Raw genomic sequence first — 13,386 nt, forward strand, 5'->3', positions numbered from 1 at the left:
AAGCGCTCAACGCGAGCGCATACCCATGAAAAAGGCCGCAGCGGAACAGGCTGCGGCCATAATGAAACGCTGAGAAAGACGCCAGGTTTATGGCTCGCGGAGCCGTTTTCGTGGGTAAATCAGGCCAGCTGTAAACGGCCCTGCGCAGCGTCTTCTTAACCTCTGTTATCGCGCCAGCCCTACCGCTTCGCCCAGCTGCCAGACCGCCATCGCATAGTGGTTACTGTGGTTATAGCGGGTGATCACGTAGAAGTTAGGCAGCCCGTACCAGTACTGATAAGACTTGCCCATATCGAAGCGCAGCAGGCTGACCTGCGGATTGCCGTTGATCGGCGCCTGAGGACGCAATCCCGCCGCGGCCAGATTTGCGAGGCTGTAACGGGTTTTAAAGCCGGTTTCCAGGCCAGGCGCCTGTCCGCTGGCCGGTATGGCGACCGTTTCGCCCGCCTGCCAGCCGTGCTGTTTGAAATAGTTCGCCACGCTGCCGATGGCGTCGACCGGGTCCCAAAGGTTAGTGTGGCCGTCGCCGTTGAAATCCACCGCGTAGAGCTTTTCCGATGAGGGCATAAACTGGCCGTAACCCATCGCGCCCGCGTAGGAGCCGCGTAAATCCAGCGGATCGTCGCCCTCTTTACGCGCCATCAATAGAAAGGTTTCCAGCTCGCTGGTGAAATATTCCGCGCGACGTGGATAGGCGAAAGAGAGCGTCGCCAGCGCGTCGATAATACGGGTTTTGCCCATTACGCGGCCCCAGCGGGTTTCCACGCCGATAATGCCGACAATGATTTCGGGCGGCACGCCATATTCGCGCTGCGCGCGCTGGAGCGCATCCTGATACTGGTTCCAGAACGCCACGCCTTTTTGCACGTTGTCCGGCGTAATGAACTTATTGCGATAGCGAATCCAGGCGCCGTTAGGCCCCGTTGGTCCCTGATAGCTGGGGGTCGGCGCCTGGCGATCCATCAGGCGCAGCACCCAGTCGAGACGTTTGGTTTGCGCCAGCACGCTGTGCAGCTGCTGACGGTTGAAGCCATGCTCCTGCACCATTTTATCGATAAAGCGCTCCGCCGCCGGATTACCGGAGAAGTCGCCGCTCAGCGGCTGGATCTCATGGCTGGGCTTGAGTAAAAAGCCGCCGTCGCCCAGAAACGGGTTGCCGGTCTGCGTTGGCGGTGGGGAGGAAGGTTTGCTGCTACAGGCAGCCAGTAATACAATCAGCGGTAAGAGGATGCCAGGATGACGCATTGAAAGTCCATATAATCAGCGATGAAAAAGAATAATGGTAAGCAGGGATCTGCGTCAGGTAAAAGAAAATTCCTGGTTTCCGAAAAATATTTTTCCACTGGTTGAAGCGGCGCCGAAGCGCCGCCGGATAACAGCACGCATTTTACTGTCGTGCTGGCGCTTTAGGGCTTTTTGGCGTTGTTTTGCCGAAAAAGCGTCCACTCTTCAACCCGTGTGCCGTCAGGCAAATGACAGTAACCGATTACACCCTCGGGACTCTTTTCCATTTCCACTTTTCCGCCCTGCTGCACGCAGTAAACGGAAGCCGGGTTAGGCGTGCCGATTTTTTGCGGGGCGGCCGGGCGCGAAGCATGACCGCCGCAGCCGGCAAGCAGCATTACCGCTAAAGACATCAGGCTCTTTTTCATCTTCTCTCCTCGTTATATCCATGCCGCGCCGCCGACCAATGGACGACGCGGCGAACCTGTTACTGTTTCACAGCGTCGGCGATGGCGGGATCGGCCTGCCAGAGACGGTATTTCACCTCAACGTCAGCAGGCGTATACACCACGATCGGCAGCTTGCTGTTATAACGCAGCAGACCTTGCTGAAGATTAGCAGCGATAAATTCACGATGTTTGCGCTTATCCGCGCACATCATCTGCGTTGATGCAGGCGGCGTGAGACGCTTAACCACCAGATAGTCATATCCCCAGCCTTCCAGCGTGCGCTGCTCGGTTTCCGCGCCCAGCATTACCCGGTTGCAGTCTCGCTCCAGCGTTTTGCCTATCAGCAGCTCCACTTTATAGCGCTCTTCATTCTGCTGGGGCGGCAGATAAATCACCTGCCTGATCTGTCCTTTCTCCGCAGCCGGATAAGGCGCCACGCTTTCCAGTTTCGCATGCGGTCCCGCATCGGATTTAGCTCCGGCCCATGCCGAAGAGGCGATAAATAACGCGCTAAGCGCAATAGCAATATTTTTCATCTCTGTTCCCGAGTGTTTTTAAACTAATCGTCCAATCCACAACAGGATAACTTTATTTTATGCTCAAAATAAACAGTAAAATCGGATAAAAAAGCCTCCCTCTGACGTTACCGATTTTCTGGCTGGATCACGCCTGAGACCGTTACATCCCAGATAAAGCGCGATCTGCATCACAAAACCTCAGGCAGCAGCAGGAATATCCATCTCTATGGACCATTTAACATCACGCCCGCCCCAGAGAATTCTGTATGTTGCCGTATGATGCAGCATTCTCATCCTGGAGCCGTAAAATGTCTTATGTTAACAACAGCTTAGATATTGCCGATACGCACAGACGCAAGGTGCGTCGTATGAATCTGTTTATCTCTTTTTCCGCCGCGCTGGCTGGCCTGCTGTTCGGGCTGGATATCGGCGTGATTTCAGGCGCGCTGCCCTTTATTACCCACCATTTTTCCCTTACCAGCCATCAGCAGGAGTGGGTAGTGAGCAGCATGATGCTCGGCGCGGCGCTGGGCGCGCTCTGCAACGGCTGGGTCTCCTCGCGCCTGGGCCGCAAATACAGCCTGATGGCGGGCGCGATCCTGTTTATTCTCGGCTCGCTCGGTTCGGCGTTCGCCAATAGCCTGGAGGTGCTGCTGGCGGCGCGCGTGGTACTGGGCGTCGCGGTCGGTATCGCCTCCTATACCGCCCCGCTCTACCTTTCTGAAATGGCGAGCGAAAATATTCGCGGCAGAATGATCAGCATGTACCAGCTAATGATCACTTTCGGCATCCTGCTGGCCTTTCTCTCTGACACCGCGCTGAGCTATAGCGGCAACTGGCGCGCCATGCTCGGCGTGCTGGCGCTGCCGGCTGTGGTACTGTTCGCCATGGTGATCTTCCTGCCCAACAGCCCGCGCTGGCTGGCGGCAAAGGGACTGCATATCGAAGCGGAAGAGGTGTTGCGCATGCTGCGCGATACGTCGGATAAAGCGCGCGAGGAGCTGAATGAGATTCGTCAGAGCCTGCAAATGAAACAGGGCGGCTGGACGCTGTTCCGCCGCAACGGCAACGTGCGACGCGCGGTGTTCCTCGGCATGCTGTTGCAGGCGATGCAGCAATTTACCGGCATGAACATCATTATGTACTACGCGCCGCAGATCTTTAAAATGGCGGGCTTCAGCAATACCCAGCAGCAGATGATGGCGACAGTGGTGGTCGGCCTGACCTTTATGCTGGCGACGCTGATTGCGGTATTTACCGTTGATAAAGCAGGCCGCAAGCCGGTGCTGAAAATCGGCTTTACTGTGATGGCGTTCGCCACGCTGGTGCTCGGCTACTGCCTGATGCAGGCGGGCCGGGGCGAGATCACTACTGGCCTTTCCTGGCTTTCGGTCGGCATGACGATGATGTGCATCGCCGGTTACGCCATGAGCGCTGCGCCGGTGGTCTGGATCCTCTGTTCGGAAATTCAGCCGCTGAAATGCCGCGATTTCGGCATCACCTGCTCGACCACCACCAACTGGATCGCCAATATGATTATCGGCGCGACCTTCCTGACGCTGCTGGACACCATCGGCGCGGCGGGCACTTTCTGGCTCTATACCGGCTTTAATTTGGCGTTTGTGGTCATTACCTTCTGGCTTATCCCGGAAACTAAAAACGTGACGCTGGAGCATATCGAGAAGAACCTGATGTCGGGCAAGAAGCTGCGCGACCTGGGGCAATAATCCCGTGCGCTTCCTTAAAGGATGATAAGGAAGTGCGCCTTTCCCTCCTGCCAGGCGGCGCCCTCTCAGGGGTTGCCGTGGTTTCCCTTATCGCTGTAGCATCCTTTAGTATGTTGTAACTACTTATGTCGCTGTCCGCAGCGATGGCTACCCGCGCCCTCTTACCGCCTGCGCCGCGTATCTCTGTTATATCCATGCCTCACCGCGCCCCTGTGCCACACCGTTGCATAACCCCGTCAGCGTCACGCTTATGCTTTTCATCGGTCCTAAACCCCTTCTTTTTTGATACCGCACAATCCTGAGTTACCCATTTAGAGGTATACAGAACTGCTTTTTTGAACGGGTCCGATGAGCCGTTGCGATAATAACGATAACCAGGAGGTTACATGGCGAGGAAAAGGCGCCTTTTGAGCATGTCGTGGCTGAAAGGCTGGCCGGTGCTGGGGGTGATGTTACTGGGGGCGATAGCGGGCGTGGCGCTGTTTGCCGGCGGCGTCACGCTGATGCATAAAACCAGCGACAGCGAATTTTGTGTTTCATGCCACAGCATGCAGCGCCCGCTGGCGGAATATCAGGGCAGCATCCACTTTCAGAATTCGAAGGGCATCCGCGCAGAGTGCGCCGACTGCCACGTACCGCCGCAGCCGGTAGACTATCTGTTGACCAAGGCGGGCGCGCTGAAAGATGTGGTCGGCGAAATCAGCGGTAAAATCAACAGCGAAGAGAAATATAACGCCCATAAGCTGGAGATGGCGGAATCGGTGTGGAAAACCATGAAGGCCAATGACTCCGCCACCTGCCGTAGCTGCCACAGCTTCGAGGCGATGGATACGCTGGCGCAGCGTCCCGAAGCGCGCAAAGCGCATCCAACGGCGATGCGCGAAGGGCAAACCTGTATCGACTGTCATCGCGGCGTGGCGCATATCCTGCCCGACATGAGCGACAGTAACGCCAGCGGCGCGGCGCAGCTGCTGGCCGCCGCCGCCCATGCATCGGACAAGGCGAGCACGCTCTACGCCGTCGCCACGCAGCCCTTTAGACTGGCGCAGAACGGCACGGAATCCGACGGCACGCTGTTCCCTTCGACCAAAGTCACCATTCTGCAACGCGACGGCGATCAATTGCAGGCGCGGCTGGACGGCTGGCGACAGCAGGATGTGCCGGGCGCGATCTACGCCGCGCCGGGCAAACGCATCATGAGCGCCGTGCTGGACGACGCGGCGGCAAAACAGGTTGAGGTGAACGGCGGGAAAACCGACGGCGAAACCGGGCAACGCTGGGATCGGGTGTCGCTGACGCTCTGGCTGCCGACAAAAATCCTGATCGACGATCAACAGAAAATCTGGCAGTACGCCGCCGGACTGATGTCGGCCAACTGTACCGGCTGTCACGGCCTGACCGCGCTGGATCACTTCACCGCCAATCAGTGGATCGGCGTAATGAAAGGCATGGCGCCGCGCACCTCGCTGAATGAAGAACAGCTGCGCCTGCTGACGCAGTATGCGCAAAAGCACGCCAGCGACAGCATTAACCCACAGGGAAGCGAACAATGAAAAAAGATCTTCTTTCCGCCTGGTCCCGGCGACGTTTTTTACAGGCTGGCGGCGGGCTGATGGCGGCCAGCGCGCTGCACTTCGGCTACAGCAAATCCGCGCTGGCGCAGGCGATCGGCAAGGCGCTGCCGCAGTTTACCGCGCTGCGCCCGGCGCAAAAAGGGGTGCTGACCGCCGCCTACTGGGGCGCGTTTGAAGCCATTATCGAACAGGGCCGCATGGTCGGCGTTCAGCCGGTAAAAGATGACCCGGCGCCCAACGCGCTGATTGAGATGGCGCCCTGGCAGGTCTACGCGCCGAACCGCATTAAAACGCCGATGGTGCGTAAAAGCTGGCTGGAAAACGGCCCCGGCAGCCATACCGAGCTGCGCGGACGCGACGCCTGGGTGCCGGTCAGCTGGGATAAGGCGATTGATTTGGTCAGCGATGAGATCCGCCGCCTGCAACAGACATACGGCCCTTCTTCCATTTACGCCGGCTCCTACGGCTGGAAAAGCACCGGCATGCTGCACAACTGCCGCGCCTTGTTACATCGCCTGATGAATTTGGCAGGCGGCTTCCTCAGCTACAGCGGCGACTACTCTACCGGCGCGGCGCAGGTGATCATGTCGCACGTCGTCGGCTCGATGGAGGTTTATGAACAGCAGACCAGCTGGCCCAACGTGATTGAGCACAGCGAGCTGGTGATCCTTTGGGGCTGCAACCCGCACACCACGTTGAAAAACAGCTGGAACGTGCCGGATCATGTCGGCCTCGACGGTTTCGCGCAGCTGGCGAACAAGGGCACGCGCGTGATCAGCATCGATCCGGTTTATCAGCCGGGCGCGAAAGAGCTCAGCGCGCAGTGGATCGCGCCGCACGCCTATACCGATTCCGCTCTCATTCTGGGCATCGCCCATACGCTGCTGAGTGAAAACCTGCACGACGAAGCGTTTTTGCAACGCTATACCGTCGGGTTCGACCGTTTCCGCGCCAGCCTGCTGGGCGAAAGCGACGGCGTGGTGAAAAGCGCCGACTGGGCCAGCGCCGTCTGCGGCGTGGAAGCAGAGGTGATTCGTCAACTGGCGCGCGAGATGGCACGCAAGCGCACCATGATTATGGCGGGCTGGGGCATTCAGCGTCAGCATCATGGCGAGCAGCCGCACTGGCTGCTGGTGACGCTGGCGGCGATGCTGGGTCAGATTGGTCTGCCGGGCGGCGGCTTCGGCTTCAGCTATCACTACTCCTCCGGCGGCAGCCCGACGGCGCGCGGCGGCATTATCTCCGGCATCAGCGCCGGCAGCGCGCCAGCCAACGCGCCCGCGCCGATTCCGGTGGCGCGCATCGCCGATTGTCTGGCCAACCCTGGTAAAACCATTAACTTCAACGGTCGCCAGGTGACTTATCCCGATGTGAAAATGGTCTACGTGGCGGGCGGCAACCCTTTCCACCATCATCAGGACACCAACAATCTGCTGCAGGCGTGGCGGCGGCCGGACACCATTGTGGTGCAGGAGCCTTACTGGACGGCGACCGCCAAACACGCCGATATCGTGCTGCCCTGCACCACCAGCTATGAGCGCAACGATCTGGAGATGGGCGGCGACTATTCGCAGCTCTACGTTTTCCCGATGCATCAGTGCGTCGCGCCGCAGCATCAGGCGCGCAACGATTTTGATATTTTCCGCGCGCTGGCGGCGCGTCTCGGCGTTGAACAGGCCTTTACCGAAGGCAAAGATGAGATGCTGTGGCTGAAGTCGATGTACGACAATATGAAAAGCCAGGCACGCGGCGCAGGCAGCGCGCTGCCGCCGTTCGATATGTTCTGGCAGTCAAACAGCTATATCCGTTTCCCGATCCCGGAAGCGAATAAACAGTGGGTGCGCTTCGCCGATTTTCGCGCCGCTCCGCTGCTCAATCCGCTCGGCACGCCGTCGGGCAAAATTGAAATCTTCTCGCAGCGCATCGCGGGCATGAACTATCCCGACTGCCCCGGTCTGCCCGGCTGGCTGCCGCCGCTGGAGTGGCATGGCGGCGAAGCGGCCAAACGCTGGCCGCTGTCGCTGAATACCGCCCATCCTGCCCTGCGGCTGCATTCCCAGCTTGATAACACGCCGCTGCGCGAGAAGCATGCCGTCGCTAACCGCGAGGAGATCCTGATTAACGAGCGGGACGCCGCCCGGCGCGGCATCCAGAGCGGCGATCTGGTGCGCGCTTTTAACGATCGCGGTCAAATCCTGGTCGGCGCGGTGGTGACCGCCGATATTCGTCCGGGCGTGGTGCGCATCAGCGAAGGCGCCTGGTACGATCCCGCCGATCCCGCACAGCCCGGCGCGCTGTGCCGCAACGGCAACGTTAACTGCCTGACCGTGGATATCGGCACCTCGATGCTGGCGCAGGGCAACTGCGGCCATATGGCGCAGCTGGAGATTGAAAAATATCAGGGCGAGCCGCCGCCGAACCATGCGCACGCCGCCCCGCCCGGCGTGGTCTGATGGCGTTGCAGGCCCGCGTCCGGCGGGCCTGCTCTTCGAACTTTCCCCGTTTCCGTCTCTGCGAGATGTTTTTTATACCTGCCTTCCTACACGTTGCAGCATGGCGCAGTGTCTTATGCGCAGACAGTGACGCGCTTCCGATCGCTGATTAATTTTCGCGCAGCCGACCGCTCCGTTCCCGACGCTTTTGGCTAACGATGCTAGTTTTATTCACATCTGCTGTTTCAGCGCGCTGCATAAGGAGACCTCCCGTGCGCATTCGTCCCTTTACTGAAGCCGACCGCCCTTTTCTGCGGACGCTGTTCCTCGCCTCGCGTAAGGCGAACTGGACATGGCTCGATTCCAGCGCCTGGCAGCTGGAGGATTTCGATCAGGTGGTGTTAGGCGAAAGCGTGCTGGTCGCCGAGGAAGATGGACACCGGCTCGGCTTTGCCGCCTTTCTGGAGAATGACAATTTTCTGCACAGCCTGTTTGTCGATCCGCAGTTTCAGGGGCGCGGCGCGGGCAGCGCGCTGTTAAAGGCGGTGCAGGAGCGCTTTACCGCCACCGGCGCGCTGAAGTGTCTGCTGGCGAACAGCCGCGCACAGAATTTCTATCTGCGGCACGGCTGGCAGGTCATTTCCCACGGCGAAAGCGAGCAGGGAAAATATGTGCTGATGCACTTCAAGAAAGCCTCATCCTGGCCGAGAAAAGCGGAAGGGTCTTAAGTTAACATATTGATAATATTTAACTTATCCACTTAACACTGTAAAAGCGTGAGCTTTCTCCCCGCATTCTTATCTCTGTTGCCACCTTTCCCGCAGGGCTGACCGTGCGGGAAAGGTTTCCTGCGCCGCGCGACGCTACTTTTGTCTCTAACCAAAGGATGCCGAGACGGCAGCCGTTTTATTGATTACGGGAGAGAACCATGAGCTTTCAACTGGCGTTACCAGGCATCAGCCTGCACGGCTATGGCGCCATTAGCGACTTGGCGCAGCTGCTGGCGCAGAAAAACTGGGGCAAGGCGCTAATCGTTACCGACGACCAGCTCGCTGAGCTGGGACTGACGCAGAGCCTTACCGACAGTTTGCAACAGCACACTATTCCTTACGCCCTGTTTACCGGCGTGGCGCCGAACCCAACCGAAGAGCAGGTACAGGCAGGGCTGGTCGCCTTTCGTCAGCAGCAGTGCGATTTTCTGATCGCCTTTGGCGGCGGCAGCCCGATCGACACCGCCAAGGCGATTAAAATTCTGACCGCCAACCCCGGCAGAGCGGTTGATTACGCGGGCGTCGGCAAGGTGCGTCATCCCGGCGTGCCGCTGGTGGCGATCAACACGACCGCCGGCACCGCCGCCGAAGCCACCAGCAACGCGGTGATCACCGACAGCGCGCGCCAGATTAAACAGGTGATTATCGACGCGCATCTGATCCCTGATATCGCGGTGGACGACCCTGCCGTAATGCTCGGCATCCCCAGGGACATTACCGCCGCCACCGGCATGGACGCGCTGACCCATGCGCTGGAGGCGTATGTCTCGACAGGCGCGCACGTCCTGACCGACCCCTGCGCGCTGGAGGCGATCGCCCTGATTCATCGCTGGCTGCCTGTGGCGGTGGCGGATGGCGGAAATCGCGAGGCGCGCGAGATGATGGCCTGCGCGCAATATCTGGCGGGCATGGCCTTCAACAGCGCCGGACTGGGGCTGGTGCATGCGCTGGCGCATCAGCCGGGCGCCACGCACAACCTGCCGCACGGCGTCTGCAACGCCATTCTGCTGCCGGTGGTGGCGGCCTTTAATCGTCCCGCCAGCGTTAAGCGCTTCGCCCGCATCGCCGCCGCGCTGGGCGTCGATACGACGAAGATGGATGACGAAGCCGCCAGCCACGCCGCGATTCAGGCGCTGCGCCAGCTGGCTGACGACGTGGGCATTCCCGCCGGTTTCCGGCAGTTAGGCATTGAAGAGAAGGATATCGAAGGCTGGCTGGACAAGGCGCTGGCCGATCCCTGCGCGCCCGCCAATTCCCGTACCGCCACGCGCGAGCAGGTACGGGAACTCTATCAGCAGGCGCTGTAGGCCGGATTACAGGGCGCGAAAGGCGATTTCGCCGGGGATGATTTCGCCCTGCCAGTAAAGCTGGGCGGCCACCGCGCCCGCCAGCTCGCGATACAGGGCGGCGAAGCTGCTCTCCGGGCGGCGGATCACCGTCGGTTCGCCGGCGTCCAGATCTTCACGCAGCGTAATGTGCAGCGGCAGCTGGCCCAGCAGGCGGGTGTGGTATTTCTCCGCCAGCAGCTCTGCGCCGCCGCTGCCGAAAATCGCTTCGTGGTGGCCGCAGTTGCTGCAAATATGCATGCTCATGTTTTCCACCACGCCCAGCACCGGCACTTCCACCTTCTCAAACATCACGATGCCCTTGCGTGCGTCGATCAGCGCAATATCCTGCGGCGTGGTAACGACGACGGCGCCGGTGACCGGAATATTTTGCGCCAGGGTCAGTTGAATATCGCCGGTGCCCGGCGGCATATCCAGAATCAGGTAATCCAGCTCCGGCCAGAGAGTCTCATTCAGCAGCTGCATCAGCGCCTTGCTGGCCATCGGGCCGCGCCACACCATCGCGTTATCTTCCGTCACCAGATAGCCGATAGAGTTGGTAGCGAGACCGTGCGACATAATCGGCGCCATATGCTTGCCGTCCGGCGAGGCGGGACGCTGATCTTCGGCGCCCAGCATGGTCGGCACCGACGGGCCGTAGATGTCGGCGTCGAGAATGCCCACGCGCGCCCCTTCGGCCACCAGCGCCAGCGCCATATTGACGGCGGTGCTCGATTTACCGACGCCGCCCTTGCCGGAGCTGACGGCGATAATGTTTTTCACCCCGTTGACGCCCGGCTGGTTTTTCACCCGCTTCAGGGTGGCGATATCGTGACTCAGCCGCCAGTCGATCGCCTGCGCCCCGGTGATGCGCAGCAGATCGGCGCTGGTCTGCTCTTTCAGCGCCTCGAAGCCGCTGCCCCAGGCGAAGGGCATTTTAATCTCTACGTGCAGCTTGCCGTCCATCAGCGCGACATGGTGCAGCGCCTTGAGGGCAGTAAGGTTATGCTTTAGCGTCGGATGTTCAAAAGTCGTCAATGTGCCGGCGACCATCGCGCGCAGCGTATCGGGCGAAAGCGCCCCGTGGGATTGTGAACTCATCCCTTCTCCTCGTGATTCAGGTTGTTTTATGTCCGGCGTGCGGCCAGTCTCCATTACGGGAGATTATCGGACATAGTGCGATCGTCTTAAGCATACCAGAAGCCCCGGCAGATCGTGTTTGCCTGGCGATGCGCTAAATCCCTTTGTTTACGCCGGGTCGGGCTTTCGGTTAACATCTAAAGCCCTTTTTAACCAGAAGAAACATGTCCCGCTATGACTCAAGTCGCGAAAAAAATAATGGTAACGTGCGCTCTGCCGTACGCAAATGGTCCCATCCATCTTGGCCATATGCTGGAGCACATCCAGGCTGATATCTGGGTCCGTTACCAGCGAATGCGCGGCAATCAGGTATGGTTCATTTGCGCTGACGACGCGCACGGCACGCCGATTATGCTGAAAGCGCAGCAGATGGGCATTACCCCTGAGCAGATGATTGCTGAGATGAGTCAGGCGCATCAGAAAGATTTCGCTGGCTTTAACATCAGCTACGACAACTACCACTCCACGCACAGTGATGAAAACCGTGAGCTGTCAGCGCTGATCTACAACCGTTTGAAAGAGAACGGTTTCATTAAGAATCGCACGATTTCGCAGCTGTTCGACCCGGAAAAAGGCATGTTCCTGCCTGACCGCTTCGTTAAAGGCACCTGCCCGAAATGTAAAGCCGCCGACCAGTATGGCGACAACTGCGAAGTGTGCGGTTCGACCTATAGTCCGACCGAGCTGATCGATCCAAAATCGGTGGTCTCCGGCGCCACGCCGGTGATGCGCGATTCTGAACACTTCTTCTTCGATCTGCCGTCATTCAGCGAAATGTTGCAGACCTGGACCCGTTCCGGCGCGCTGCAGGAGCAGGTGGCGAACAAGATGCAGGAGTGGTTCGAATCCGGCCTGCAGCAGTGGGATATCTCCCGCGACGCTCCCTACTTCGGTTTTGAAATTCCGGGCGCGCCGGGCAAATATTTCTACGTCTGGCTGGATGCGCCGATCGGCTATATGGGTTCGTTTAAGAATCTGTGCGACAAACGCGGCGACCTGGATTTCGACGAGTTCTGGAAAAAAGATTCCACTACCGAGCTCTATCACTTTATCGGCAAGGATATCGTCTACTTCCACAGCCTGTTCTGGCCGGCGATGCTGGAAGGCAGTAACTTCCGCAAACCGAACAACCTGTTTGTGCACGGCTATGTCACGGTCAACGGCGCGAAGATGTCCAAGTCGCGCGGCACCTTTATCAAGGCCAGCACCTGGCTTGAGCATCTGGACGCCGACAGCCTGCGCTACTACTACGCGGCGAAGCTCTCTTCGCGCATCGACGATATCGACCTGAACCTGGAAGATTTCGTGCAGCGCGTTAACGCCGACATCGTCAACAAAGTGGTGAACCTGGCTTCGCGCAACGCCGGCTTTATCGCCAAGCGTTTCGGCGGCCAGCTGGCCGATCATCTGGCAGATCCGGCGCTCTACAAAACCTTTACCGACGCCTCCGCCAGCATCGGCGATGCCTGGGCCAGCCGCGAATATGGCCGCGCCATCCGCGAAATTATGGCGCTGGCGGATATGGCCAACCGCTACGTTGACGAACAGGCGCCGTGGGTGGTGGCGAAGCAGGAAGGCCGCGACGCCGATCTGCAGGCGATCTGCACCATGGGCATCAACCTGTTCCGCGTGCTGATGACCTGGCTGAAGCCGGTGCTGCCTTCGTTAAGCGAGCGCGTGGAAGCGTTCCTGAAGGCGGAGCTGCTGTGGGATGCCATTGACACCCCGCTGCTGAACCATGAAGTCGCGCCGTTTAAAGCGCTCTACAGCCGCATCGAAATGCCGAAAATCAACGCGCTGATCGAAGCCTCGAAAGAGGACGCCGCGGCCGCCGCGCAGCCTGCTGCAAGCGGCCCGCTGGCGGACGATCCCATCGGCGACACCATCACCATCGACGATTTTGCGAAGGTGGATATGCGCGTGGCGCTGATCAAAACCGCCGAACTGGTGGAAGGCTCCGACAAGCTGCTGCGTCTGGTGCTGGACGTGGGCGGCGAAACGCGCCAGATCTTCTCCGGTATTCGCGCCGCCTACCCCGATCCGTCGGTGCTGGTCGGCCGCCACACCATTATCGTCGCCAACCTGGCGCCGCGTAAGATGCGTTTCGGCGTGTCGGAAGGCATGGTGCTGTCGGCGGGTCCGGGCGGAAAAGATCTGTTCATTCTTGGCGCGGACAACGGCGCCCAGCCTGGCATGCCGGTGAAATAAGCCTCCCCGACGCCGCTCT

General features: G+C 59.5%; 10 protein-coding genes. 6 read left to right on the forward strand and 4 right to left on the reverse strand.

Annotated elements, in window-relative coordinates:
• Positions 1–165: 165 nt before the first annotated feature.
• The 3 genes from mltB to eco all read right to left on the reverse strand — a co-directional run bounded on the left by mltB (position 166) and on the right by eco (position 2,209).
• The gene (mltB, locus tag C2E16_RS13920) at positions 166–1,245 is read right to left on the reverse strand and encodes a lytic murein transglycosylase B (RefSeq protein WP_038625237.1); all 1,080 of its coding nucleotides are present in this window, start codon (positions 1,243–1,245) and stop codon (positions 166–168) included.
• 161 nt (positions 1,246–1,406) lie between these two features.
• The gene (locus C2E16_RS13925; protein WP_038625236.1) at positions 1,407–1,652 is read right to left on the reverse strand and encodes a putative hemolysin; all 246 of its coding nucleotides are present in this window, start codon (positions 1,650–1,652) and stop codon (positions 1,407–1,409) included.
• Between the two features lie 59 nt (positions 1,653–1,711).
• Positions 1,712–2,209: a serine protease inhibitor ecotin gene (gene eco / locus C2E16_RS13930; RefSeq protein WP_038625235.1), complete on the reverse strand. Its 498-nt coding sequence runs from the start codon at positions 2,207–2,209 to the stop codon at positions 1,712–1,714.
• A gap of 290 nt (positions 2,210–2,499) precedes the next feature.
• On the opposite strand from eco, the gene C2E16_RS13935 reads away from it, so the two are divergent.
• The 5 genes from C2E16_RS13935 (at position 2,500) to fucO (ending at position 10,001) form a co-directional block, all read left to right on the forward strand.
• Positions 2,500–3,918 (forward strand): sugar porter family MFS transporter, encoded by a 1,419-nt coding sequence (locus tag C2E16_RS13935; RefSeq protein WP_038625234.1) that lies wholly within the window; start codon positions 2,500–2,502, stop codon positions 3,916–3,918.
• 413 nt (positions 3,919–4,331) lie between these two features.
• Positions 4,332–5,471 carry a NapC/NirT family cytochrome c gene (locus C2E16_RS13940; RefSeq protein WP_244555306.1) on the forward strand — a complete coding sequence of 380 codons (1,140 nt, stop codon included), beginning with the start codon at positions 4,332–4,334 and terminating at the stop codon, positions 5,469–5,471.
• The gene (torA, locus tag C2E16_RS13945; RefSeq protein WP_104951540.1) at positions 5,468–7,945 is read left to right on the forward strand and encodes a trimethylamine-N-oxide reductase TorA; all 2,478 of its coding nucleotides are present in this window, start codon (positions 5,468–5,470) and stop codon (positions 7,943–7,945) included. The genes C2E16_RS13940 and torA overlap by 4 nt, the downstream gene beginning before the upstream one ends.
• Before the next feature lie 251 nt (positions 7,946–8,196).
• On the forward strand, positions 8,197–8,652 hold the full coding sequence (locus C2E16_RS13950) for a GNAT family N-acetyltransferase (RefSeq protein ID WP_084970582.1): 456 nt from the start codon (positions 8,197–8,199) through the stop codon (positions 8,650–8,652).
• A gap of 200 nt (positions 8,653–8,852) precedes the next feature.
• Entirely contained in the window at positions 8,853–10,001 is a 1,149-nt protein-coding gene (fucO, locus tag C2E16_RS13955; protein WP_084970583.1) for a lactaldehyde reductase, read from the forward strand.
• Between the two features lie 6 nt (positions 10,002–10,007).
• Here fucO and apbC read toward each other — a convergent pair whose 3' ends face one another.
• Positions 10,008–11,120 (reverse strand): iron-sulfur cluster carrier protein ApbC, encoded by a 1,113-nt coding sequence (gene apbC / locus C2E16_RS13960; RefSeq protein WP_084970584.1) that lies wholly within the window; start codon positions 11,118–11,120, stop codon positions 10,008–10,010.
• Positions 11,121–11,333: 213 nt separating this feature from the next.
• Here apbC and metG point away from each other — a divergent pair, with 213 nt between their 5' ends.
• Entirely contained in the window at positions 11,334–13,367 is a 2,034-nt protein-coding gene (metG, locus tag C2E16_RS13965) for a methionine--tRNA ligase (protein ID WP_084970585.1), read from the forward strand.
• Positions 13,368–13,386 lie beyond the last annotated feature (19 nt).

It is taken from the genome of Mixta calida (assembly GCF_002953215.1).
Classification (GTDB): domain Bacteria; phylum Pseudomonadota; class Gammaproteobacteria; order Enterobacterales; family Enterobacteriaceae; genus Mixta; species Mixta calida.